The organism is Candidatus Leptofilum sp. (assembly GCF_965223285.1).
Classification (GTDB): Bacteria; Chloroflexota; Anaerolineae; order Promineifilales; family Promineifilaceae; genus Leptofilum.
This window is the reverse complement of the sequence record NZ_OZ244997.1, coordinates 2766102-2789753: the sequence shown is the minus strand read 5'-3', so window position 1 is coordinate 2789753 and position 23652 is coordinate 2766102. Positions and strand designations below refer to the sequence as shown.

The following is a 23652-nucleotide window of genomic DNA, read 5'->3' as shown; positions in this document are numbered from 1 at the left end:
CAGTTCCCAGATAAAAATGGGTATCCGGTAACCGCCCGACCTATGACCGACTCGGAAAGAAGACGGTTTCAAAAATGGCAAAGAAAATGAAAAAACAGAAACTCCCTCAAATTGATTCGATTGATGCCTTAGCTCACTTTTGGGACAGCCATGATCTAACTGATTTTGAAGATGAGTTGGAGGAAGCGACTGAGCCTGTTTTTGAGCGGGAAACGGCCGTAACCATTCATCTCCAGCCAAAAGAAGCCCAAGCCATAAAAAAACTCGCTGCCTCCCAAGGCGTACCTGACCGCGACTTGATCCATCAATGGGTTCGTGAAAAGTTACAGACTGCATAATTATTTCTATACAATAGCATGATGCTTGTGTCATTGTCGGGGATCATTTTTTTGAGCCTTTTTGATCCAAACGAAAATAATCAACAATATTGGCGTTATAAAAACAAGCAACATAATTGGCGCAAAAATTGCCACAATGACTGTGTCTTGTAAGCGGTCAGGATACCAAATCATTGTGACGATAAGCAGGATGCCACTGAAAACTAAGTATCTCAAAATTGATTCAACGATCGTTTTCTTAGTTTTCTTGTTCATGCGTTTTCTTGATTAGTAACGGCCGTTTCCTACTTCACGATTCACCATTCAAAATTCTCAATTTATCACCCCAAGCTAACCAAATCAGCCCTAGCAGCAACCCAATCGGCAGAGGGAGGTAGGTGACGGGATGTTCAAAATCGCCCTGGATGGTGCTGAGGAAGAGTGCCCAGGTGCCCACCAGCGGCGCCAGCAGCAGTCCAGCTACCCACACATTGCCGCCTCGCCAGCGTTGGCTCACCGTATGCAGCAGCAAAAAAAGCGGAATGTACATGATGACGTAATTCGTCGTCGCCGTGCGGACGATGATGCTGTTAGTCACAATCAGCGTTAGGCCGATGATGAAGAGGAATTTAGGCGTGGTGGTTGCTTCATGGCGTAGCTGCCACCATTGCCACAGCATCACTAGCTGCAGCAGGCCGATCAGCACATATTCCACCGGCTGGCCAAGCTGCGGGAAAAAGGTGCCGGTAATCACCCGCAGTGGCGAGGGAGTGACAGTGTAATCCGGGTAGTACAGCACCTGCTCGATGAAGCTACTGAGCCAGCTAGGCAGCAGCAAAAAGGATAGCCCGGCTAGCAAAGCCATCGCCCCCACAAAACCAGCCACAAAGTGCCACCGCTGGTGCCACAATGCCCACAGCAGCAGCGCGGGAATAATTAGGTAGCTCATCTGCGGCTTGATGGTGGTGAGCGAGAGCAGCATCCCGGCCAGCACGTCTTGCTCATGTTTAAGTGCCAGCAGCGTGCCCGCCAGCCAGAGGAAAATTGGCCCGGCAAACTGGCCCAGGATGATGGTGCGGGTGCTGTTGTACATGATTACCGACCAGAGTAGCGTGATCGCCAGCAGCCAGGGGGGCTGCCGCCATTCCAGCAGGCGCAGCGTGGCAATCACGCCGCCGATGAGCGAAAATTGCACGAACACCAGCCAAATTGCCTGCACCCAAGCGTAATCCAAATTCACCAACGGCCGTAGCAGAAAGACAGTATAGAACGGGTAGACAAACAGCACCTGATCCTGGTCGGGGCGGGCTAATTTGCCGCCGTACAGGACGCGCTGAATCGCTTCGGTGGCGGTTTGGGAGTAGGGATCGATGCCATCTTGCCAAAATAGCTGCGCTCCTTTCCAGCGGGGGAAAAAGTCGTTGGCACCGGGTACCTTGGAGGTGAAGAAGGTGTACATGCCCCACACGCTGAAGGTGAAAAGCAATAGTACGAAAAGGATGATAAGTGAATTTCTGCGGTTAGGTAAATTCATGGCACGGTAGGGGCGCATCGCGATGCGCCCTTACAAAAGGTCAGGTCCTTATTTAAGTTCGTACAGTTGGTAATCGCCCCAATCGGCGACGAGTTGCAGGTGGGTGGCGGCGAGGTCGTCCATGAGGTGGGTGTTTTGGGGCGAAATCCACTCCATGTGCTGCTCGCGGATGAATTCGTAGCCGGTTTCAAAGAGCAAAATGTGGCTGATGCCTTCCTCGCGCCAGGCTTGGGCGATGCCATTTGCATCGTTATGTAAATATTCCAGATGGGCGAAGGTGTCTAAGATAGAGTCAGGGCGGCAGTCGCGGTCGCAGTAATAGCTGCGCGGTTCATACAAAAAGCGGACAACGGCGTCGGGCGGGGTTTGCGCGTTGACGCCCTGCATGGCGGTGTAGTGGCTGCCGAGCCAGTGGGTGAGAATCTCATCTCGGCTGGCGCTTCCTGCGACGTAGGCGAGCGGCACGCCGGGGAGCCAGTTGAGCAGTTGACCGACCAAATTGAAGGCCAGTGCCATGATGATGACCAGGCGCACAAAGCGGCGCAGCGAAAATTGAGGATGATCCCAGCGGGCTAAATCGTTGAAAATCCAGGCGATGATGGGACTGAGGGCAACGAAGGCGGGCAGCAGCAGGCGACTTTGCCACAGCCCAGCGGAGAAGATGACCCCCCAGACCCAGAAGATGTACTGGGCTAAGGCAAAAATGAGTAGGAGGTTGAACGGCCGTTCCACACCTCCATCCCTTTTCCATCTACTAAACGCATAAATAATGATGGCTGGCAAAAAAATCAAAAACAGCGGCCCCGGTTGCCCATCCTGGCTGGCATCGTTGAGGCCCAGGATGAGATCGTGGGGCAGGCGCAGCAGGGCAATGGGGTCGAAGCCGAGGCCAGTGCCCGTGCCTGCATAGGCAGCGGCGCGGAAATCGTCCCAAAATTGGCCGCCAAAGACGAAGGGGTAAACCGGATTGCCCGTAAACGCCCAATTTTTGAGGTACCAGGGCAGGGCAACAAGGGTAGTCGTTGCAGTTAGGATGAGGAGTGGTTTGATTGCTTTTTTTAACGCGGAGGCGCGGAGGCGCGGAGGTTTTGTTGGTGGCGATTGCGGATTGGCTTGCTTTTCACGGTTCCAGATGTGCCAGATGACCGCGCCAGCGAGGATCAGCGGGGTGACGAAGCTGGTGTATTTGAGACCCATCGCTAACCCAGCGAAAACGCCGTTGAGGATGAGCCAGCCGGTTTGTTCCTGTTGCCGCCAGCGCAGCAAGGCTACCAGTGCGGCAACCTGGTAGAACGCCAGCGGCAGATCGTTGTAGGCTTGCGCCCCTAGGTTGAGAACCATGGGCATGGAAATGAGGATAAGTACGGCCGTCCACCCATTGTTAGTCACAGAGGGCACAGAGTTTTTAGAGGTTGTCTCTTTTTTCTCTGTGGCCTCTGTGGTAAAAATTCTGGTTGAAATCAGGTAAACGAGGGCCATGAGCCAGGGGATGAAGCTGAAGTGCAGTAACTTTGCGGCAATGTCACCGCGCAGGCCCATTGCCAGAGTGAAGAGCATCTCGAAGAGGGCGGGAAAGCTGAGGTGGGGGATATCGATGCCGCCGATAATGCGCCCGGCTTCCAGGTAAAGCTTGGGGCCTTTAAGATGGTAGAAGAGGCCATCCCAGTCGGTGGGAGGCAGCAGGGCGATGATGAGAGCGAGACCGAGTACAATGAGCAGGTAAAAAGTGATGCCGCGTGCAGGGAGATTTAACCTCTGGGGACGCGGAGATTTCTTATTATCCGCAGATTTCGCAGATTTACGCAGATTTTTTATTTGTTTGTAAATTTGCCGGAGGGTGAGGCACATAGCGATAGCCATCGTACCCCAGAAGGCGGTGGGGGTGAAACCGCCGACGAGGCCGAGGAAGAAGACCCACAATCCCAATGCGCCAAAGCCGAGGCCTGTGCCGAAAACGGCCGTTTCCAACCCGTCCATCTTCAACTTTGTGAAACGAAGTATTGTTGTACCAATTCCCCAGGCGGCGAGGTTGATGAGAACGGCCGTGCCCACATCCAGCAGCAAACGAAAAACCGATGACCAGGCAAAATCCAGCGTTAGCCAGGTGGCAGGGTCTTCTAACAGGGTGACAAGCTGCGGCACGCTGAATGGTTTTTGCACCACGTAGTAGGCGCTTAGCCCGTAAAATAACCACAAAACAAAAAGAAAAATGAGGCCCCACTTCAGCCTGGAATCGCGCATGAGGGTAATCATACGTATCTTGAGGGTTTGACACAAGAACCGATTTTCCTAAATTTCTCGAACGCGAATTTCTCAAACGCGCTCGATGATTTGTTTGGCTTTGGGTACGCAAATAAATCTGGCTGTTTCCCCTTCCTTGGTTTGAAAGTAGACCGAGGGTTTGATATTGGCCACCATATAATCCAACTCTGGTTCGAGAGAGTAGTAAGATGGCGTTAAGCCATTTCCTTCAAATAACGCCGTTTGATGGGGCTGTAGACGCAAGTAATACCGCACGCTCAAACCAGAGGTTTGATGCTTTTTCAATACTGTCGCGTGGACCAGTAGGACGGGCCAACTGCGTATTTGTAAAGCTCGCAGGACGCTTAACGCCATGAGGAGCAAGCCCACTGCAATGGAAGCCCTTCCTAACCATTGGATAAGAGGGGGTGATGTGGGGCCAAATTGTGTAGCTGGATAAAGAATGAAAAGTGAGCCAAAAATGTAGGCAAAGGCAACTGGCCGCCACCGCATATTCCGAACGGCCATTTTGTATTTTTGCATAATCATTTCTTGATCGGGGTATTGTTCCATCGCATATTCTCTATTTTGAGTTTCCTCAATTTATTCGACATAAATCTCGTTTGCTACTGGCTCGATAAAAACCGAAGAGCAAAAAGCTGACGGCCGTCGCCCAAATAAACAAATACGTTTCCCCCGCCAGCGGCTACAAAATAGCCTCTGTCTGATTCTGGCAAAATATCTTCCCCGGAAAATTTTACGGAGCCAATTTGCTTACCGCTCTCAATGTCATAAGCTACTAATTCGGCTGAATCTGTTAGGAAAAAGGCTGTTGAATCAGCGGCAGCCACATTGCTGATGACATTTTGGTTCGTTTGCCAAAGTGGCATACCAGTTTCTGGATGTAAGGCAACGACGGTTCCAAGTATTGTGCCTTCGCCTTTCCGCACGAGCAATGCGCTATCAGTCGAAAGGGGAGGTTGAAAAACATTGTCAAACTTTTCTGACCAAAATGTAAGCACTTGCAGGTTTGTGTCTTGTGGAATCACCTCTTCATTTATGGCTAAATTTGTGTACCAGTAAGCAAAATTAGATGGTGAAATAACTAGGTCTAATTTATGAAACTCCCGTTTGTTTTGTTTCGCTACGATCTCACCAGTTTGACTGTTAATCAAATAACGCCAATCTGAAAACCCTCCGCCATCGAAGGCAACAATATTTTCGCTAGCAACCAATGAAGATATTCCCCTGGTGCCAGATATTTGACGCGTCCAGCTAATTTCGCCACTGTTAATTTCGTAAGCCGCGATGCCGCCTGCACTGGCTGTTGTACCTTCCAAAGCCTTGCCTGGTCCATCATATCCTAGATAGAGAAAATTTGAATTGTAGGCTGTATGATAAATTCCTAGATTTGAAGGTAAAAATCTGACACCACGACGAAAAACCGAGCCATCAATTGCATTTAAATTCATTGGGTTGGGGTTGCCACATCGGTAATCAAGCCTTCCCCAAAAAACAACATGCTCTTCATTGGCAACCAGATGAATGGCACGTTGGCTAGGAGCAATATACACATCTGGAACTTGCCACAAAATTTCAAAATCGTCATTTTCAATAAATGTACGTTGAACTGTGCTTGACGCATAACATCGCGGAAGAAATTGCGGTAGAAACTGGTAGCAAGCAACCACAATCGTAATGATAATCCAAACGACCCCTATTATTTTCCTGCGTTGTGAAGTTTGTTTCATTGGCCACGGCCGTTTTTAAAAATCGGCTTGGAGATCGGTCACAGGTACTTAATCAATACCAGATTTAATGCTTTGGTGGATGCCAACCTGCAGAGACCCATCTTTGGCGCGCTGGCACGATGATGCCATTGTTCATGTTTAGGGTGATGATAGTGGCTCGGCCAACGGCCGTTAAGCCAATAAGTCTTGTACCAGCCTCCTCCCAAGCAAAATGATCTGCCCAATTTTGTTGGCGCGGGTGAAACAAAGCCGTTGTTTCTCCGGTTTGCGGGTCAATGCCCGTTGTTTTTGCACCTTTGTATTCGTTGCAAAGACGGCAGGCAAAGCAGAGATTCTCAAATTCCCTTTTTCCGCCCTGACTTTCAGGCATGATATGGTCGGGAACCATGCGCTGACCAGAGTTGGCTTGCAAGGTTTGGCAATAGGCGCAGCAACGATCGTCTGCCTTCTCTAGTTGCTGACGCAGCTCTGTGGGAAGGTAAACACTCATGGAAATTATAGTTTGTCTGCAGGAGGAAGTTGGTGGCCACGCCAGCGCAGCAGGGCAGCGGCATGGGCTTTACGTAACATGAGACGGTTTGCTTCTTGGCGAAGATGGTTCAATTCATCTTTTTCGGCGGATGCTAGGGTTTCGTTGGCATTTTTATGGAGCAAAGTTTCATACCGATTCATCTCATTTTCACTTTGTTGGCTGCGGACGATTTGCCACAGTGCCTTGTCATCCAGGCGGTCGAGGGCAGCTAGCTCTGCTTGAAAAATAACTGGCACATCATCCCAGCGAGGCGGACTGCCTACCTTCACGGCATGAAGCAGCACATCTGTCATGGATTGCTGTGTAGCTTTGGCAATTTGTTCAAAGCGCAGGTAAAGATGTTCGGGTAATGGCAAAGTAATGTTTTGGATAGTCATCAGAATCCTCATCTTCTAAAAATAACCATTTAGATTGATTATACGCGAAAACGACCGTAATTGTCTTCCCCCTTCATTCACCCCACGCTAATCAAAAATTCACCCTTTTTATACCGCATATTTCTAGTACCGTTGCTAAGATGCACCCGTTAGGGAGAGAAAGTTGTGATTCCATTCCTTGCGGGAGTGAATGATGACGAAATCTCTGAAAACTATCTCTTTCCTAATGTTAGTAGCCCTTTTGGTGGCAATTAGCTGGCCCAAAACTGAATCCACTGCCGCAGCCCCCATTATGCAAAGCGTTACCTGGCAGGGGGATGATTTTGAGCAGGGAGCCGGATTAGACACGGCCGTTTCCCCCACAGGCCTCACGCTAGCCAACGAGGCGATGACGGCCGTTTACACCTCCAATCCTATCCAAACCCCCATCAACTTCAATGCCCTCGTCACCAGTTGGGAGGCGACGGTGCCGGCCGAAACCAGCCTGGAAATTCAGGTGCGAACCCGCAAAGGTGTTGGAGACTGGTCTGAATGGTTCCATCTGGATAGCCACCTCGATTTAGTAGAAGACCACGATCACGAAAACCTGAGCGACATGATCACCGTGCCTGAGGTAGATGAAACCCACGATACGATTCAGTTCAGCGTGGGATTGGGGCGGTTTGACACGGCCGTAGCTCCAGAACTCCACAGCATCAGCTTCACAATCATAGACACGACGGCTGGCCCCACCGCCGAAGAGTTGTTGGCACGCCAGCAAGAGCTAGATGCCGCCAATGGTGATAAGCCCAGCGGCACAGGCTATCCACGTCCCACCGTTATCAGCCGAGAAGTATGGTGCACCTCCGAAGATTGCGATTACACCGATGGCTTGGCATACGATGATGCCAGCCACATGATTGTCCATCACACCGTCTCTAGCAACAGCAGCAGCAACTGGGCGGCTACTGTACGCGCTATTTGGGCTTTCCACACCTATCCCGCTTCAGATAGCTGCACAAGCTGCCGGGGTTGGGGTGACATCGGCTACAACTACCTCATCGACCAAACTGGCGTGATTTACGAAGGCCATCTGAATGAGGATTACCTCAATCAAGATGTGGTGGGTACGCACGCCTCCGGCGCGAATACAGGCAGCATGGGCGTTTCGCTCATCGGCACCTTTACCTCGGTTGATTACCCCGGCTTACCTGGCATTGCCCCGCCAGAAGCGATGAAAGACTCACTGATTGAGCTCCTCTCTTGGAAAGCCGATCAGCGGGACATCAATGTGTTTGATGCCAGTGACGATTTGCCTTTTGTAACGGGCGGCCGTCCTAACCTGATGGGGCACCGGGATGCGTTTGGCACCACAGAATGCCCCGGCGACCAAGCACACGTGCTATTACCCTCGCTGCGCGAGGAGGTGGCTGCCAATATCGGTTTGGTAGACCCCTACCTGTATGTGCATGAAGATGGTGCCGACTTCACCAAAAGTGCGGCCAACTGGTACGAAGGTTCAAACGAATGTGGCCATAACGGGCATTCGTACTACACATTTTCCACTACCGATCCAGCCGAAAGCAGCAATACGGCCGTTTGGCGACCCAATATTCCCGAAGATGGCTATTACACCATCGAGATGTACGTGCCCTACTGCAACACCGGCACTGGTGAAACGGAAGGCGCAAACTATGAAATCACCCACGCGGGCGGCGTAACGCAGCTCACCGCTAGCCATCAAGAATATTTGGGCTTGTGGTTGCCGTTGGGAACGTATGCCCTCACGGCTGGCACCAATAATTCAGTCTACCTGGATGATTTGGTGACGACAGATGATGGCTTGGGCGTCTGGTTCGACGGAATGCGGATTTTGGAAGTAGAGCCGCCACCAGATGCCCTGGCGCCCATTGCCCCCACCGAAGGCAGTTGGGTGACGAATCCGCAGGTGGACTTCACTTGGGAGATTTTCACAACGACCAACCAGGTACTCACCACCACCTTCACCGTGAGTACGGATATTTCACAAACCAACAAGCTGGTGACGGAAACGTGGAACACGGCCGTTCTCACCTACACCGTTGATTTTGTCACCGACCAGCCGGAACTGTATTGGCAAGCAACGGCCGTTCTCACCACCACTGGCGGCGTAACCGATACCCTCACCATGCAGCCCTTCCAGTTTGGTGTTGATGCCACCGTGCCGACTTCGACGATTACGGCCGTTTACCAAATGCCCATCACCGACACCTTCCTCATCAACTGGAGTGGCTCAGACGCCCTCTCCGGCATTGCTGGCTACGATCTGGAATACCGGGTGAAGGGTGAACTGGATTGGACGGGCTGGCTGACGGGAACAACGGCCGTAGGCGGCACCTTCACCGCACCCGATCCGCTCCAAACCTACGAATTCCGCATCCGGGCCACCGATGTGTCTGGCAACAGCCAATCCTTAGACACCCCCGCTGCTGCCCTCGGCACCGAACAGGCAATTCCCCTGCCCCATGCTATAATGTTGCCTATGATTACCAAGTAATCGGTAAGCAGTAATCGGTGAACGGTTGTTACTGATTGCCGTTCACCGATTATGGATAACGGCACGGAGGCAAAGGGAGAAGATGGCAGAGATTCAACATGTCGATATTTTGATTGTGGGGTCGGGGCCTTCAGGGACATCAACAGCGTTACATTTGGTCAAAAATAATCCAGAATGGGCAAAGCGCATTGTGGTGGTAGATAAGGCCGTCCACCCCCGCGAGAAGCTGTGCGGTGGTGGCGTCACCCACATCGGCCAAAACATTTTGGCGAGGTTAGGCTTGCCCTTCGAGCCGCAAAACTTTGAGGTGCGCGAAGTCCGCTTGCTTTATGAAAACCAGAGCTACTCCTTTTTTGGCAATCCCGTGTTCCGCATCATTCGGCGGGATGAATTTGACCATTGGTTGGTTAAAACGGCCGAATCTCTCGGCGTCACGGTTCGGCAAGGCGAAGCCGTCACTGATGTGGTGCCTCACGAAGATTATGTAGAAGTCATCACCGAAAAAGCTGTGTTTCATGCCAAAACGGTGGTTGCTGCCGATGGCTCCCGCAGTTTTGTGCGCCGCCGCCTCAAGTGGGAAGATAATTCCCGCGTGGCCCGCCTCATCGAAGTGCTCACGCCAGAAAACGCCCGCACCCAGCCTGAATTTCGGGATGGCGTGGCCGTCTTCGACTTCACCCCGATGACAGATCACCAGTTACAAGGTTACTACTGGGACTTTCCCAGCTACGTAGATGGCCAACCTTACATGAATCGAGGTGTCTTCGACAGCCGTGCCCGGCCAGAACGCCCCAAAGCAGACCTCAAGCAAACCCTCGGTGATTCCATGGCAGCCCGTGATCGCAACCTGGGCGACTATAAGCTAAAGGGTCATCCGATACGATGGTGGGGTGAAGACGGCCATTTCTCTCAACCCCGCGTTATTTTAGTGGGGGATGCTGCTGGCACCGATCCCCTCTTTGGTGAAGGCATCTCCTTCGCCCTCGGCTACGGTGAAGTGGCCGCTGAAGCGCTGGAAGACGCCTTTACCAGGGAAGATTTCAGCTTCGAGACCTACAAAGAAAAACTGCGTCAACATCCCCTCTTTGTTCAGCTCAGCATTCGCACCCGTCTGGCTCGCTTTGCTTACGTTCTCAAATACCCGCACCTTTTCCGGGCAGGCTGGTGGATGGCACGTCATTTCATCAAGTTCACCCGCTGGCGCGACCCCAACTACGTCCCGGCCGAGCTGCCCACAATGCGCCTCACTGACCGCGTACAAACAACCTGAGCTGCTCCGTAAACCTAGCGTGATTTCTAAGTTCAAGGACTGGAGAGTAGAGACGAACAAACGCCAATCTCTAAATCTCCAGTCTGCTAAAATTTCTTGCCTATCCCCTTAGCTTATGGTAACTTTTGTACCGAAGAGAAGAACACCCTTTGTGCAAATAAGATAAACCCAAACGTAACCAACTTGGCTCCAAATAGCCGGTTTTCTGCGCTACTCAATACAATAGAGGTTGCATGAGTTCAAATGCCGTCCTGCTTGATGTCCAAAACGTATCCTTGAGCTTTGGGGGAAACGCTGCCCTCTCTGAAGTTGGATTTGGCGTGAAAAAAGGGGAGATTCGAGCCATCATCGGGCCAAACGGTGCCGGTAAAACCTCCATGCTCAACTGCATCAGCGGTTTTTACCGTCCACAAGAAGGGCAAATTCTCTTCAAAAATGCCGACCTCACCAAAACCCCGACACATAAAATTGCTTCTCTGGGCATTGCCCGCACGTTTCAAAATATTGCCCTATACACAGGTTTAAGTACGCTAGATAATTTGATGGCGGCTCGCCACATTCACATGAAGCAGAATAGTTTGGCCAGCATGGTGTACTGGGGTGCTGCCCAACGTGAAGAAGTGCAGCACCGTGAAGTCGTGGAAGAAATCATCGACTTTTTAGAGATTGCCCACATCCGCAAGGCAACCGTTGGTGCCCTCGCCTATGGTTTACGTAAGCGTGTCGAGCTAGGCCGTGCCCTGGCGATGGAACCAGAACTGCTTTTGCTGGATGAGCCAATGGCGGGTATGAATGTGGAAGAAAAAGAGGATATGGCTCGCTTTATACTAGACATCCACGAACGGCGCGGCGTAACCATTGTGCTGATCGAGCATGATATGGGCTTGGTTATGGACATCTCTGACCGCGTGGTGGTGCTGGACTTTGGCGTAAAAATTGCTGATGGGGAGCCGGATGAAGTGAAGCAGGATGCCACGGTAATTGACGCCTATTTGGGTAAAGCATAAAGGACCATGAACGGACTTAAGACGATTCCCCAACATTTTTTAGCACAGGTGAGGCAAGGGCCACCAAACAAAGTTGCTTTGCGGCAAAAAGAGTTTGGCATTTGGCGTGAATTTACCTGGCAAGAGTCTTACGAGCAGGTACGTGACTTTGCCTTGGGCTTAATTGTGCTGGGCCTACAACGAGGCGATCACCTGTGCAGCATTGGGGATAATGATCGCCAATATTTGTGGGGCTTTGTGGCCATGCAGGCGGTGGGGGCTGCGGGGGTCGGGATGTACACCGATGCCATCCCCAGCGAGATGTCTTACATTATTAACCACAGCGACGCTACCTTTGCTCTGGCCAAAGATCAGGAGCAATGCGATAAGTTTCTGGAGCTGAAGGACGAAGTACCCAATATCAAAAAAGTTATCTACTGGGATGATAAGGGGTTGTGGAGCTATGATGACGATTGGCTGATTTCTTTTGAAGAAGTACAGGTATTGGGGGCTGAGCTGGCGCAGAAAGAACCGGATCGCTTTGAAACAGAAATTGCTTTGGGCCAAGCGGATGATTCTGCCCTTATTTGTTACACCTCTGGCACGACGGGTTTGCCTAAAGGGGTGGTGCTAACCCATGAAAATCTGCTTACGGTTGCAGCCATGGCGTTTGAGGTTGATCCGCGTTATGACACAGACAATCACGTGAGCTTTATGCCGATGGGTTGGATCGCCGAACCTGTTTTTGGCATTGTGCCGCATTGTTACCAAGGCATGATTATGAATTTCCCGGAAGAGCCAGAAACGGTGCGCCAAAACATCCGGGAAATTGCGCCGCAGAATCTTTTTTACGGGGCGCGGCTGTGGGATCAATTGGTGGGACAGGTGCAGGTGCAAATTGAAGAATCGACGCGCCTCAATAAGAAATTGTATGAAACGTTTTTGCCGGTCGGCTATAAGGTTGCGGATAAGAAGTTTAATAAAGAACCGATTGGTTTGGGGCTGAAGCTGGCTTACACGCTGGGTGATTTGCTGGTTTTTGCCCCGCTGCGCAATCAGTTGGGCCTTTCAAACGTGCGTGGGGCTTATACGGCTGGTGCGGTATTAAGCCCGGATCATATCCGTTTTTACCATGCGCTGGGCATTAATTTGAAGCAGATTTATGGCTCTACTGAAGTGTGCGGTGGGGTGACGGTGCATCGGGATGGGGATATTAAGTTTGCTAGTGTGGGCGTGCCCTACCCTGGCGTAGAGATTCGGACTTCGGATGATGGCGAACTGCTGATTGCTGGCGCGACAGTGATGAAGGAATATCACAAAAATCCCGAGGCGACGGCGAAGGATATTTTGGTGGATGAAGACGGCCGTCGCTGGTTCCGTACGGGGGATGCAGGCTACATTGATGATGATGGGCATGTCATCTTCCAGGATCGGGTAAAAAACATGCTCCGCCTGGCCAATGGCGAGGTCTTTTCACCCCAGTTCATTGAGGGTCGGCTAAAGTTTAGCCCGTATGTCAAAGATGTGATGGCCGTTGGTGGAGAAGATAAGGATTACGTAACGGCACTCATCGTGATGGATTTTGGCAATGTGGGCAATTGGGCGGAGCGGCGTGGTTTGGGTTACACAACCTTTATTGATTTGTCCCAAAAGCCAGAGGTGTATGATTTAGTCCAACAGGCGGTAGCAGACGTGAATGAGAATTTGCCGCCAAACGGCCGTATCCGCCGTTTTGTTCTCATGCACAAAGAGTTTGATGCCGATGAGGAAGAGATGACCCGCTCCCGCAAGCTGAAGCGCAGTGTGTTGTTCGATAAATACAGCGACATCATCACCGGCATGTACAACGGCGCAGACCGGGTGGACGTGCGGGCAACGGTGCAGTATCAGGATGGCAGTACGAGTGTGGTCGAAACGGCCGTAAAAATTGCCTCCCTCTACTAGAAAATTTAGCCACAGAGGACACAGAGGAATAAGAGGAAAATCTCAAAATTCTCTGTGATCTCTGTGGCAAAAAATTGCAGGATAAGCGTATGAACTGGCAGCTACTTCCCCAATTTGCAATTACTGGCTTGCTCAACGGTGGGCCGATTGCCCTCATTGCGCTGGGCATCGTCCTCATTTTCAAATCGTCTGAGGTGTTCAACTTTGCTCAAGGGCAAATGCTGCTCATCGGTACGATGGCGACCTGGTGGTTTGCTTCCGATAGCGGTTTGGGATTGCCATTGTGGTTGGCTATTATTTGCGCTTTGGGCGTTTCCGTGCTGCTGGGTTTGCTCATCGAGCGACTTGCCCTGCGCCCCATGACTGGTCAGCCGTTACTCTCCATAATTTTGATGACCCTGGCGTTGGCGCAGTTTTTGCAAGGGCTGACGATTCTTGTCTTTGGCACCGTGCAGCGCAGCTTCCCCGTCATTTTTGATGTGACCAATCCATACCAAATCACCCTGCCTTTCACCTACAACGACAATCCCATAATTTTAGTGCTGCGACAAAATTTAGTGTGGTCTTTTGTGGTGGCGATGATTTGCGTGACGCTGCTTTGGCTCTTCTTCCAATACACCAGCACCGGCCTGGCCATGCGCGCCACGGCCGAAGATCACGAGACGGCTCAAAGCGTGGGCATTCGCATTAACCGCGTGTTTGGTATTTCTTGGGCAATTGCCGGCATCATTGCTGCTGTGGGCGGCATCCTTATTGCCACCGCCAGCGGCCTGGATTTGAGCCTCTCGATTGTGGTGCTGGCGGCGTTCCCTGCCGTGCTGCTGGGTGGACTGGAATCTATTCCCGGCGCGGTAGTGGGTGGTCTCATCGTGGGCTTGGCCCAAGGCTTAGTAGCTTTGCCCAACAGTGATTTCTTCCTTGGTCCAGATGCGGCTCAAGCCATTCGCAATTCGGCCGCTATTATTCCTTACGTCATTCTGCTTATCGTCTTGCTTTTTAGACCAGATGGCCTTTTTGGGCAAAAGCGTATCGAGCGGATTTAGCGGTTAGTTGTTAGTGGCTAGTGGCTGGTAGTTGTGCTTATGAGTGCAAATAGCTGGAGAAATTACGAGGAATGGTTGGAGACTTTGCCGCAATGTATTAAAGAGGATCCGTTGTGGCGATTGGAAGTGTATCGAAAATCGTTATTTTTATCCGATTTGGCCTGGCTTGATTATGAGAAATTGCAAAGAAGCCCTCTAGGCCAGGCAAGAATGTCGCAGCTGTTGCGCAGCAGCGGTTCTGTATCGGCCAATGTTGAAGAAGGATACGGCCGTGGCTTTGGCAAAGATTATGCCCGATTTCTACGTATTGCGATTGGTTCAGCCCGCGAAACGCGAGGATGGTACTGGCGAAATCGCCACGCGCTTGAGTTAGAAGCTGTGAATCATCGTATGAATTTGGCAACAGAAATCATCCGTATGCTCACTATCGTTGCAGACCAACAACGTAAACGATAACCAGCAACTAACAAACTAACCGCTAAAAAACTATCAAATGGAGAGAAAATGGCTGTTCTACGACCAGCAGGTGATTTTGATAAATCATACGAACAGGATATGGCCGTGCTGCGAAAGCCGTGGCAATATGTGGTGCTCATTGCCTTTTTGATTTTGTTGTTTGCTTTGCCTTACGTTGCTTCGGAATCGCTGGTATCACTGGTCAATCGCATTTGCATTTTTATGATTGCGGTGCAGGGGCTGAATATCCTGACCGGTTACACTGGCCAAATTTCACTAGGGCAGGCGGCATTTATGACAGTTGGCGGCTACATTTCTGCTTTGCTGGTTGGGGTATTGGGGTGGAGCTTCTTCTTGGCCTTGCCGGTAGCTGGCTTGGGCGCGGGATTGGTGGGATTACTGTTTGGTTTGCCATCCCTGCGGGTGAAAGGGTTCTATTTGGTAATGGCCACGTTGAGTGCCCAATTTATTATCCCCTGGTTTACGCGCAATCTGTGGCCTGATGTGCTGAATGGGGCGCAGGGCATCAATGTGCCTGTGCCGGTTATTCAGATTCCGGTGATTAACGATATTTGCTACCTGGGTACGACGTTCGATGCTGAAACGGCCGCTTGCCTCTACCGCTTTGCTACCCCCACAGAATTTATACACATCACGCTGGTGGTGCTTCTCATTAGCACCATTGCGGCGCATAATATTGCTCGCAGCCGCCTGGGGCGTGCTTTCATTTCCATCCGCGACAACGACTTAGCAGCCGAACTGCTGGGCATTAATTTGTTTAGCTACAAGCTGCGCGCTTTCTTTATTGCTTCGGTGTATGCTGGCGTGGCTGGTTCGCTGCTGGCCCATAATCTGCGCCACCTTAACTCCGAAACAATTGGACTCAACGATTCAATCATCATGCTAGGCATGTTGATTGTTGGCGGTCTGGGCACTAGCGTCGGCCCCATTTTTGGCACTACCCTCATCATCCTTTTGGAAGAGTTGGCAACCTTGCTAACGCCGCCCATCATCGAACTGTTCCCGGAAAATGCTGGGGGGATTGGGGCCGCGTTACGGCCGTTTATCTTTGGCCTGGCACTCACCCTGTTCCTGATTTTTGAACCACGCGGGCTGGCTTATCGCTGGCGGTTAATTAAGGCGGCTTGGCGATTACGGCCGTTTGCTAGATAGTTTTAGTGGCTGGTGGTTGGTTGCTAGTTATACCAACCACTAACCACCAGCCACTAACCGCTTTTTGCAAGGAGGTGAACTTCTACAAACCGTTTCGTACAAGTTGAAAAATCTTATTTACTCATGAAAAGGAGAGAGTAAGCATGAAGAAAACACCCATATTTACACTACTATTTTTGCTGTTGGCAACAATGTTCTTGGTAGCCTGTGGTAGCCCCGCTGAAGTGCAAGAAGCTGTGGAGGATGCTGCGAATGCCGTAGAAGAGGCGGTTGAGGAAATTGCTCCAACAGTTGAAGCTGCGGCTGAAGAAATAGCCCCGACGGTGGAAGCGGCCGTCGAAGAAGTGGCACCAACCGTTGAAGCCGCTGCGACTGACGTTGCTGAAGCTGTAGAAGAAGCTACCGGTGATGATGAAGCGACGGATGAAGAGATGCGTACCGACAATCTCGAAGGTGAAACCATCACTTTTTATCATTTTGGTGATCTTTCCGGGCCGTTGGCAGGTATCACCGGGCCGCTGATCAATGGATTCAACGATGCTGTTGCGGCCGTTAACGCCAACGGTGGTATTCGTGGCGCGCAAATAGAGCTGGAATTTACCGATACACAATCCAGCGTTGATGAAGCTGTGGCCGCCTACGATCGCTACACCAGTGAAGATGACAACGTCCTCGTTATGTTTACTTACGGCTCTGGCGATGGCGAAGCACTGGCCAGCCGCTTTGTGGAAGACCAAATCCCCAACCTTGCTGCTGGGCTTAGCTCTGTTGCCTTTTATGGCCCAGAGTCCGGCTATACCTTTGGCTATGCGCCCATCTACCCTGACCAGTTTGCCCTCTTCATGGATTACATTAGTGCTAACTGGGATGATGTGAAGCCAGAAGGTGCTGGCGACGACATCAAGGTCGCCTACATTAGCTGGCCTACCGCTTATGGGCAGGGGGCTTACACCGATGAGGCCTTGGCATACGCTGAGAGCCTCGGCATCGAGATTGTGGCCAACGAGCTGATAGAGCCTGCCCCCACGGCCGATACAACAACTGCTATCCTCAACGCCCAGGCTGCTGGTGCCAACGTTATTTACACCAACTCCCTGGCTTTTGGCCCCGCCTCGATTCTGAATGGTTTAGGTGCGCTTGGCTTACGCGACTCCTTCCTGTTTGGGGCCAATAACTGGGCAATGGACATCTCCATTTACGCTTTTGTTAGCGATCCTGCCTTGGTTGAAGGCATGATTTCTCCATTCCCCTATCTGTTCTGGACAGATGCAGACAATCCAGGCATTCAGTTTGCTGAAGAGCAATTTGCCGCCAATGAGCGCCAGCCAGCTGAGCACGGCGTGGGTTATCTGCTTACCTTTGCTGGTGTAGATTTGGCAGTTCGCGCCATTGAGCTAGCAATTGACAATGTAGGTTTTGATAATTTGACAGGGGCTGACGTTCATGCAGCCTTGATTGAGCTGGGTGCTATTGATGTGTTAGATGGTGTCATGCGTGTAGACTTCTCTAACAACAGCCGCTCCCCACACGAGGCGCAAATCCGCCAAGTGCAGGGCGGCGCATTCGTTCAATTGCAAGATTGGACATCAACGCCAGACCTCCGACCAGAAGAAAACTTCTCTAATAATTAATTTGTAGCCACAGAGAACACAGAGGTAAATGAGATTTTCTCTTAATCCTCTGTGTTCTCTGTGGCAATTTTTTTCCTATGTTAAAAATTAACAATATCGAAGTCGTTTATAGTGATGTCATTTTGGTGCTGCGCGGCGTCTCGCTGGAGGTAGAGCGAGGGCAGATTGTTTCGTTGCTCGGTGCAAATGGTGCTGGAAAGACGACGACCCTCAAAGCTATTTCTGGCTTGCTGCTGCGGGAGGATGGCGCGGTGACGCGCGGCAGTATTGAGTTTGATGGCGAACGGCTGGACACGCTGGTAGCAGAAGAAATTACGCGGCGTGGCATTGTGCAGGTATTGGAAGGTCGCCGCCTGTTTCAGCATCTAACCACGGAAGAAAATTTGCGGGTTGGTGCTTTGGTAAATCCTAGTCAGTCGGAAACTAGGCAGCTATTAGAGCAGGTGTATGATTATTTCCCCGCCCTGAAGCCCTTGCGAAACCGCACAGCTGGTTACCTTTCTGGTGGGGAGCAGCAGATGGTGGCCATTGGTCGGGCACTAATGGCCAAGCCACGCCTGATGTTGCTGGACGAGCCTTCTTTGGGATTGGCGCCATTGCTGGTGCAAAACATTTTTGAAATTATTCAGCGTATCAATCGAGAGTCGGGCGTTTCTATCTTGGTGGTTGAGCAAAATGCAAACGTGGCTTTGAAAACGGCCGAATATGCTTACGTGATGGAGAACGGCCGTATCGTGCTAGACGGCGAAGCAGACCAACTTGCCCAAAACGCCGACATCAAAGAGTTTTACCTGGGTCTCACCCAGGTTGGCGAACGCAAAAGCTACCGGGACGTAAAACATTACAAACGCCGCAAGCGTTGGTTAGGTTAAATTGTGGGGGATATCATGACTCATTTAGATGAAAAACTGAAAGAAGCAGTTCAATATGCTTACGAAAATGCGCCAGCAGTAAAGGCTTGGTTCGACAAAGTAGGCATCACGCCGAATGATATTCGGAGCGTGGCAGATTTGCCTAAGATTCCGGTGCTGCCCAAAGACGAAATTGTGGCCTTGCAGCAAGCTAGCCCACCGTTTGGCGGCATGTTGGGTATTCCGCCTGAAAAAGTCACCCACATCTTTTTCTCCCCTGGCCCCATCTATGAACCTGCCCCAGAACCGGATGAAGGTGCCTGGGACGTGGCTGTAGGTGCGCTGAAAGCAACGGGCTTCAGGCCAGGTGATGTGGTGTTAAACAGCTTTTCTTATCACTTAGTGCCAGCGGGCTATCTGTTTGATAATGCGCTGGTGCGGCTGGGGTGCACCGTGGTGCCGGGCGGCACTGGCAGTGCCGAACTCCAGCTAAAAATGATGCAGGATTTGAAGGTAACAGGCTACAGCGGAACGCCCAGCTTTTTGATGAATTTGATTAAAAAGGCGGAGGCCAGTGGCATTGATTTCAAAAACGATTTGCATCTAAAGACCGCGATTTTCTCGGCAGAACCCCTGCCGCCAACTTTGCGACAGACCTTTGTTGAGCAGTATGGCATTGCTGTAGGTAACGCTTATGCAACGGCCGATTTTGGCCTGCTGGCACTCAACACGGGTGATGGCATGGCGATGCCTCTGCTGCCGGAGCCGATCATCGAGGTGGTGGATAGCGAAACTGGCCAGCCGGTTGGCCCCGGCGAGGCGGGCGAGGTGGTGGCCACCAACTTTAGCCGCGCCTATCCGCTCATTCGCATTGGCACGGGCGACATGGCGATGAACATGGATCCGAACCCCGGCCAGAGCCAGCAGACGGAGCGCAGCATTATTTTGGTGGGGCGGTCTGGCGAGGCAGCTAAAGTGCGGGGCATGTTTGTCCATCCCAACCAGCTGCGCTTTGCCACTGGGCAAATTCCCGGTGTGCAAAAGGTGCAGGGCGTGGTGTCCCGACCCGAACTCAAGGATTATTTTGTGGTGCGGGTCGAGGCAGAAGGTGTGGATGAAACGGCCGTATCGAGTCAAATTAAAACGGCCGTTCAAGGTCTCTGCCGTGTTCGTGTGGACGAAGTTGAATTTATCTCCCCCGGTACGTTGGCCGATGATGCCCCCGGCATGGTTGATGACCGGGATTGGCAAGCGTAACAGGTAAACAGTATTCGGTAAACTATAATCCGTAGGGGCGAGACAGACGGGAAATATTTCGGCAAAGAAAACAAGCGTTGCCACCGTCTGCCTCGCCCTTTTTAGTTTATAATACAGACAATATGAGCCAAAAAACAATCATAACGGCCGCTTTAACCGGGGTCCTTACCACTAGAGCCCAATCCCCCGCTATCCCCTACACACCCGCTGAAATTGGCGAAGAAGCCCGCCGCAGCGTGGATGCGGGAGCCAGCATTGTGCATATTCATGCCCGCCAGCCAGACGGCCGTCCCGCCTACGACGTAGAAACCTATGCCCAAATCGATGTCGAGGTACGTCAACGCTGTCCCAATGTCATCATCAACTACTCCACCGGTGCCATCGGCATCGACCGGGAAACGCGCATTCACCACATTCGCGCCCTGCGGCCGGATATGGCTGCGCTCAACATGGGCTCGATGAACTACGCCATCTACTCAAGTAAGTACAAAACCTTTTACCACGATCACGTATTTGCCAATCCGTTTAAGGACATTCAGTTTTTCTTGGAAGCGATGAATGAAGCAGGCACCCGGCCAGAAATGGAATGTTTTGATAGCGGCCACATCAACAACGCCCAGCCGCTCATCGACCTGGGTTTGCTCAAGCCACCGTACCAATTTAGCCTAATTATGGGCGTACTGGGCGGCATTCCAGCCAGCACCAAACATTTGGTGCAGCAAGTGGATCAATTGCCCCCAGATTCACATTGGCAGGTGATTGGCATTGGGCAAAAGCAGTGGCGCCTGGTGGCAGCGGCCGTTTCTATGGGCGGCAACGTGCGGGTGGGGTTGGAAGACAATCTCTACTTGCCCAATGGCGATCTGGCAAAATCCAATGGCGAACTTGTAGCCAAAGCGGCCGAACTGGTTTGCCTGGTCGGTGGCGAAGTGGCCACTATCGCCGAAGCGCGCAACCAGTTACAAATCCCTCTACCAACAAAATAACTTGGCATTACCACTTCGATCAAAGGGAGAAGTCCCTGTAACTATGGCAAGCAGTTTATTTGCTTTGTTTAGGGGGGTGCTGCGATCAAATGGCAGATATTGAAATAAACGATGAGTTATGCTATCATCATTATGCATGTATAACATGGAGATTTGATTATGGCTGAGACTAATCTGAAGCGGACGACCATTATGGCGGAAGAGGAGATGCTCTACAAGATTGAGCAAATTGCCCGGCGGGAAGGAAAGTCGAAAGCGGCCATTATTCGCGAGGCATTGGTGGCTTATGTGGCGGTTGCCGAAGCTGAACAGCCACCCGATGATCCGCTGCTGCGTTTAATTGGATTGGCAGGAGAAACGGCCGTACCCACCGACATGGCTAATGGGCAGGATGAATCCGACATCCTGGAAAATATCGATCCTCGCTACGGATTTGCCTTGCGTGATGAAAAAGACCCTGCTTGATTCCAGTTTTCTCTTTGCTCTCATTAACCAAAAAGACGCGAACCACGCCGCTTGTGTAGAAGTTGCCCGCGACACCACCCTGCACAAACATCTCCCGGTAACAGTTATTCCTGAGACTTGCTATTTGTTGCATAGATGGCTGGGACATCCAGTGATGCGAGCTTTCGTTCGCAATTTGCAAGATCCAATGTGGCAAATTGAGCAAATCCAGCCACAAGATTGGGTGCGGGTGGATGCGCTGCTCAAGGAGTATGCCGATGCCCGGCTAGACCTGGTAGACGCGACCCTGGTCGCCGCCGCCGAACGCTTGAAAATTGAAACCATTCTCACTCTAGATCAGCGTGACTTTCGCTTAATTCGGCCCAGCCACATTAATTACTTCACAGTCTTGCCGATGAGACAATAGTACATTTCATGTTCTATGAATTCAGAAACTAATCCTGTTGTTTTATTGACCACCGAGACCTGGCATATCGTGGAACACAGTCGTGACTCGTATGTAGCCTGGTGCGGCAAAAAGATCACCGACCGCCGTGCCCATTCCCGCCTGAACACCATTGGGCATGAGAATCTTTGCCCAACTTGCCTTTCCCTGTTTTCCCAAAGCTATCAGGAGTGGCAGTCCTAAATCAAACTATTGCTAATCTGAGAGATGAAAGGACTGCCACTCCTGGCCGGAGCGTCATCATGGATCAACTGGAATCGACCCTCAATACACGTAGTGAAGAATACAATATCAACCGCGCCGCCATGCTCAAGTTGGTGGAGACATTGGAAGCACGGCAGGCGCAAGTACGGGCAGGCGGTGGTGAGCGGGGTGTAAAAAAGTTCCGCGATCAGGGTAAATTACTGCCCCGTGAACGGTTGGAGCTACTCCTCGACCCTGGCACGCCATTCTTGGAGCTGTCGCCGCTGGCGGCCTGGGATATGTACAACCACGAAGCCCCCGCTGCGCTGCAAATTGCGGGGATTGGCATTGTGAGCGGCGTGGAATGTCTAGTGACGGTCAATGACGCCACAGCCAAGGGGGGCGCAGTCTACCCCATGTCGCTGCAAAAAACGCTGCGGGCCCAAACCATTGCTGCCGAAAATCGGCTGCCTTGCATTACCTGCGTGGAGTCGGCCGGGGCCAATTTGCTCTACCAGGACAAAATTTTTATTCTGGGTGGGCGCACCTTTGCCAACCAAGCGCGGCTCTCGGCGGCGGGGATTCCGCAGGTGGCGCTGGTCTTTGGCTCTTCCACAGCGGGCGGGGCATATGTGCCAGGGATGAGCGACTATACCGTTTTTGTGCGTGACAAAGCGACCGCTTATCTGGGTGGGCCGCCGCTAGTGAAGATGGCCATTGGCGAAGAGGTGGATGATGAAACGCTGGGCGGGGCAGAGATGCATGCCCAGGTGTCTGGGCTGAGTGATTATTTGGCGGAGGATGATGCTGATGCGTTAAGAATCGGCCGTTTAATCGCCCGGTATCTAAAGCAGCAAAAACCGGCTGTTTGCCTCAATCGTCGCCAATCGCCTAGCGAACCAGCCTACGATCCTGACGAACTATTGGGCATTATTCCCGCTGACCCGCGCATTCCCTTCGATATTCGTGAAATTATTGCTCGGATAGTCGATGGCTCTGAATTCTTTGAGTTTAAGCCAGAATATGGGCCTACTTTGGTAACCGGATACGCGGTGATAAACGGTTGGCCGGTGGGCATTTTGGGTAACAACGGCATTTTGTTTTCCGAATCAGCTAACAAGGCGGCGCAGTTCATCCAGCTGTGCAACCAGAGCCGCACGCCGCTGATCTATCTGCAAAATATTACTGGCTTTATGGTGGGAACGCAGTACGAGCGGGGCGGCATTATCAAGCACGGCAGCCAGATGATCAACGCAGTGGCCACCAGCAGCGTGCCGCAGTTTTCGGTGATTGTGGGTGGTTCTTACGGGGCGGGGAATTATGCGATGTGCGGCCGTTCCTACGATCCGTGCTTTTTGTGGAGCTGGCCCAACAGTCGGGTGGCCGTGATGGGCGGCGAGCAGGCGGCGGGGGTGTTGGGCATTGTGCAGGAAGCGGCCGCCAAGCGGCGCGGCATTGAGCCAGACAAGACAACCATCGAGGCGATGCAGATGATGACGCGGCAAAAGTTTGAGCAGGAGTCAGACCCATATTACGCGACAGCGCGGCTGTGGGATGACGGTATTTTGGACCCGCGCGACACGCGCCGGGCGTTGAGCGTGGGACTCTCGGTAGCGCACAATGTGGATTTTATTACCCCGGGGCAGCCGCACTACGGCGTTTTTCGGATGTAAACGAGGTGCCAGTCACTTTCAA

At 51.8% G+C, this 23652-nt stretch carries 22 protein-coding genes; 15 read left to right on the top strand and 7 right to left on the bottom strand.

Annotated elements, in window-relative coordinates; translation table 11 throughout:
- The first annotated feature begins 86 nt into the window (after positions 1–86).
- On the top strand, positions 87–338 hold the full coding sequence (locus ACOQPU_RS12700; RefSeq protein WP_420645472.1) for a CopG family antitoxin: 252 nt from the start codon (positions 87–89) through the stop codon (positions 336–338).
- 30 nt (positions 339–368) lie between these two features.
- Here the strand turns inward: ACOQPU_RS12700 and ACOQPU_RS12695 are convergent, their stop codons facing one another.
- The 7 genes from ACOQPU_RS12695 to ACOQPU_RS12665 all read right to left on the bottom strand — a co-directional run bounded on the left by ACOQPU_RS12695 (position 369) and on the right by ACOQPU_RS12665 (position 6752).
- The gene (locus ACOQPU_RS12695) at positions 369–593 is read right to left on the bottom strand and encodes a hypothetical protein (RefSeq protein WP_420645471.1); all 225 of its coding nucleotides are present in this window, start codon (positions 591–593) and stop codon (positions 369–371) included.
- Positions 594–627: 34 nt separating this feature from the next.
- Positions 628–1869 carry a glycosyltransferase family 87 protein gene (locus tag ACOQPU_RS12690; RefSeq protein WP_420645470.1) on the bottom strand — a complete coding sequence of 414 codons (1242 nt, stop codon included), beginning with the start codon at positions 1867–1869 and terminating at the stop codon, positions 628–630.
- A 30-nt stretch (positions 1870–1899) separates the two neighbouring features.
- Positions 1900–4092, bottom strand: a complete 2193-nt coding sequence (locus ACOQPU_RS12685; RefSeq protein WP_420645469.1) for a phospholipid carrier-dependent glycosyltransferase — start codon at positions 4090–4092, stop codon at positions 1900–1902.
- A 72-nt stretch (positions 4093–4164) separates the two neighbouring features.
- On the bottom strand, positions 4165–4665 hold the full coding sequence (locus ACOQPU_RS12680) for a hypothetical protein (protein ID WP_420645468.1): 501 nt from the start codon (positions 4663–4665) through the stop codon (positions 4165–4167).
- Positions 4666–4718: 53 nt separating this feature from the next.
- A complete protein-coding gene (locus ACOQPU_RS12675; protein ID WP_420645467.1) occupies positions 4719–5843 on the bottom strand; it encodes a PQQ-binding-like beta-propeller repeat protein in 1125 nt (374 codons plus the stop codon).
- A 64-nt stretch (positions 5844–5907) separates the two neighbouring features.
- Positions 5908–6333 carry an HNH endonuclease gene (locus ACOQPU_RS12670; RefSeq protein ID WP_420645466.1) on the bottom strand — a complete coding sequence of 142 codons (426 nt, stop codon included), beginning with the start codon at positions 6331–6333 and terminating at the stop codon, positions 5908–5910.
- A 5-nt stretch (positions 6334–6338) separates the two neighbouring features.
- Positions 6339–6752, bottom strand: coding sequence for a hypothetical protein (locus ACOQPU_RS12665; RefSeq protein ID WP_420645465.1), 414 nt, complete (start codon positions 6750–6752; stop codon positions 6339–6341).
- Between the two features lie 190 nt (positions 6753–6942).
- On the opposite strand from ACOQPU_RS12665, the gene ACOQPU_RS12660 reads away from it, so the two are divergent.
- The 14 genes from ACOQPU_RS12660 to ACOQPU_RS12595 all read left to right on the top strand — a co-directional run bounded on the left by ACOQPU_RS12660 (position 6943) and on the right by ACOQPU_RS12595 (position 23630).
- Positions 6943–9267 (top strand): N-acetylmuramoyl-L-alanine amidase, encoded by a 2325-nt coding sequence (locus ACOQPU_RS12660; RefSeq protein WP_420645464.1) that lies wholly within the window; start codon positions 6943–6945, stop codon positions 9265–9267.
- A gap of 82 nt (positions 9268–9349) precedes the next feature.
- The gene (locus ACOQPU_RS12655) at positions 9350–10537 is read left to right on the top strand and encodes an NAD(P)/FAD-dependent oxidoreductase (RefSeq protein ID WP_420645463.1); all 1188 of its coding nucleotides are present in this window, start codon (positions 9350–9352) and stop codon (positions 10535–10537) included.
- Between the two features lie 233 nt (positions 10538–10770).
- On the top strand, positions 10771–11544 hold the full coding sequence (locus ACOQPU_RS12650) for an ABC transporter ATP-binding protein (RefSeq protein WP_420645462.1): 774 nt from the start codon (positions 10771–10773) through the stop codon (positions 11542–11544).
- Positions 11545–11550: 6 nt separating this feature from the next.
- Entirely contained in the window at positions 11551–13467 is a 1917-nt protein-coding gene (locus tag ACOQPU_RS12645; RefSeq protein ID WP_420645461.1) for an AMP-binding protein, read from the top strand.
- Positions 13468–13556: 89 nt separating this feature from the next.
- Entirely contained in the window at positions 13557–14510 is a 954-nt protein-coding gene (locus tag ACOQPU_RS12640; RefSeq protein WP_420645460.1) for a branched-chain amino acid ABC transporter permease, read from the top strand.
- A gap of 39 nt (positions 14511–14549) precedes the next feature.
- Positions 14550–14966 (top strand): four helix bundle protein, encoded by a 417-nt coding sequence (locus ACOQPU_RS12635; protein ID WP_420645459.1) that lies wholly within the window; start codon positions 14550–14552, stop codon positions 14964–14966.
- 48 nt (positions 14967–15014) lie between these two features.
- Positions 15015–16139, top strand: coding sequence for a branched-chain amino acid ABC transporter permease (locus ACOQPU_RS12630; protein WP_420645458.1), 1125 nt, complete (start codon positions 15015–15017; stop codon positions 16137–16139).
- A 143-nt stretch (positions 16140–16282) separates the two neighbouring features.
- Positions 16283–17770, top strand: coding sequence for an ABC transporter substrate-binding protein (locus ACOQPU_RS12625; RefSeq protein WP_420645457.1), 1488 nt, complete (start codon positions 16283–16285; stop codon positions 17768–17770).
- Between the two features lie 77 nt (positions 17771–17847).
- Positions 17848–18642: an ABC transporter ATP-binding protein gene (locus ACOQPU_RS12620; protein WP_420645456.1), complete on the top strand. Its 795-nt coding sequence runs from the start codon at positions 17848–17850 to the stop codon at positions 18640–18642.
- A gap of 15 nt (positions 18643–18657) precedes the next feature.
- Positions 18658–19878, top strand: coding sequence for a phenylacetate--CoA ligase family protein (locus ACOQPU_RS12615; protein WP_420645455.1), 1221 nt, complete (start codon positions 18658–18660; stop codon positions 19876–19878).
- Positions 19879–20000: 122 nt separating this feature from the next.
- Positions 20001–20864: a 3-keto-5-aminohexanoate cleavage protein gene (locus ACOQPU_RS12610; protein WP_420645454.1), complete on the top strand. Its 864-nt coding sequence runs from the start codon at positions 20001–20003 to the stop codon at positions 20862–20864.
- Between the two features lie 159 nt (positions 20865–21023).
- The gene (locus ACOQPU_RS12605; RefSeq protein WP_420645453.1) at positions 21024–21329 is read left to right on the top strand and encodes a ribbon-helix-helix domain-containing protein; all 306 of its coding nucleotides are present in this window, start codon (positions 21024–21026) and stop codon (positions 21327–21329) included.
- A complete protein-coding gene (locus ACOQPU_RS12600) occupies positions 21310–21735 on the top strand; it encodes a type II toxin-antitoxin system VapC family toxin (protein WP_420645831.1) in 426 nt (141 codons plus the stop codon). The genes ACOQPU_RS12605 and ACOQPU_RS12600 overlap by 20 nt, the downstream gene beginning before the upstream one ends.
- A gap of 281 nt (positions 21736–22016) precedes the next feature.
- Entirely contained in the window at positions 22017–23630 is a 1614-nt protein-coding gene (locus tag ACOQPU_RS12595) for an acyl-CoA carboxylase subunit beta (protein WP_420645452.1), read from the top strand.
- Positions 23631–23652: the final 22 nt, after the last annotated feature.

Excerpts from the sequence above, each read along its gene's own strand:
- ACOQPU_RS12675 (WP_420645467.1), bottom strand. The coding sequence starts at position 5,843 with ATGAAACAAACTTCACAACGCAGGAAAATAATAGGGGTCGTTTGGATT.
- ACOQPU_RS12670 (WP_420645466.1), bottom strand. The coding sequence starts at position 6,333 with ATGAGTGTTTACCTTCCCACAGAGCTGCGTCAGCAACTAGAGAAGGCA.
- ACOQPU_RS12615 (WP_420645455.1), top strand. The coding sequence starts at position 18,658 with ATGACTCATTTAGATGAAAAACTGAAAGAAGCAGTTCAATATGCTTAC.
- ACOQPU_RS12700 (WP_420645472.1), top strand. The coding sequence starts at position 87 with ATGAAAAAACAGAAACTCCCTCAAATTGATTCGATTGATGCCTTAGCT.
- ACOQPU_RS12605 (WP_420645453.1), top strand. The coding sequence starts at position 21,024 with ATGGCTGAGACTAATCTGAAGCGGACGACCATTATGGCGGAAGAGGAG.
- ACOQPU_RS12695 (WP_420645471.1), bottom strand. The coding sequence starts at position 593 with ATGAACAAGAAAACTAAGAAAACGATCGTTGAATCAATTTTGAGATAC.
- ACOQPU_RS12595 (WP_420645452.1), top strand. The coding sequence starts at position 22,017 with ATGGATCAACTGGAATCGACCCTCAATACACGTAGTGAAGAATACAAT.
- ACOQPU_RS12635 (WP_420645459.1), top strand. The coding sequence starts at position 14,550 with ATGAGTGCAAATAGCTGGAGAAATTACGAGGAATGGTTGGAGACTTTG.
- ACOQPU_RS12645 (WP_420645461.1), top strand. The coding sequence starts at position 11,551 with ATGAACGGACTTAAGACGATTCCCCAACATTTTTTAGCACAGGTGAGG.
- ACOQPU_RS12600 (WP_420645831.1), top strand. The coding sequence starts at position 21,310 with ATGAAAAAGACCCTGCTTGATTCCAGTTTTCTCTTTGCTCTCATTAAC.
- ACOQPU_RS12640 (WP_420645460.1), top strand. The coding sequence starts at position 13,557 with ATGAACTGGCAGCTACTTCCCCAATTTGCAATTACTGGCTTGCTCAAC.
- ACOQPU_RS12680 (WP_420645468.1), bottom strand. The coding sequence starts at position 4,665 with ATGGAACAATACCCCGATCAAGAAATGATTATGCAAAAATACAAAATG.
- ACOQPU_RS12625 (WP_420645457.1), top strand. The coding sequence starts at position 16,283 with ATGAAGAAAACACCCATATTTACACTACTATTTTTGCTGTTGGCAACA.
- ACOQPU_RS12665 (WP_420645465.1), bottom strand. The coding sequence starts at position 6,752 with ATGACTATCCAAAACATTACTTTGCCATTACCCGAACATCTTTACCTG.
- ACOQPU_RS12610 (WP_420645454.1), top strand. The coding sequence starts at position 20,001 with ATGAGCCAAAAAACAATCATAACGGCCGCTTTAACCGGGGTCCTTACC.
- ACOQPU_RS12650 (WP_420645462.1), top strand. The coding sequence starts at position 10,771 with ATGAGTTCAAATGCCGTCCTGCTTGATGTCCAAAACGTATCCTTGAGC.
- ACOQPU_RS12655 (WP_420645463.1), top strand. The coding sequence starts at position 9,350 with ATGGCAGAGATTCAACATGTCGATATTTTGATTGTGGGGTCGGGGCCT.
- ACOQPU_RS12660 (WP_420645464.1), top strand. The coding sequence starts at position 6,943 with ATGATGACGAAATCTCTGAAAACTATCTCTTTCCTAATGTTAGTAGCC.
- ACOQPU_RS12685 (WP_420645469.1), bottom strand. The coding sequence starts at position 4,092 with ATGCGCGATTCCAGGCTGAAGTGGGGCCTCATTTTTCTTTTTGTTTTG.
- ACOQPU_RS12630 (WP_420645458.1), top strand. The coding sequence starts at position 15,015 with ATGGCTGTTCTACGACCAGCAGGTGATTTTGATAAATCATACGAACAG.
- ACOQPU_RS12620 (WP_420645456.1), top strand. The coding sequence starts at position 17,848 with ATGTTAAAAATTAACAATATCGAAGTCGTTTATAGTGATGTCATTTTG.
- ACOQPU_RS12690 (WP_420645470.1), bottom strand. The coding sequence starts at position 1,869 with ATGCGCCCCTACCGTGCCATGAATTTACCTAACCGCAGAAATTCACTT.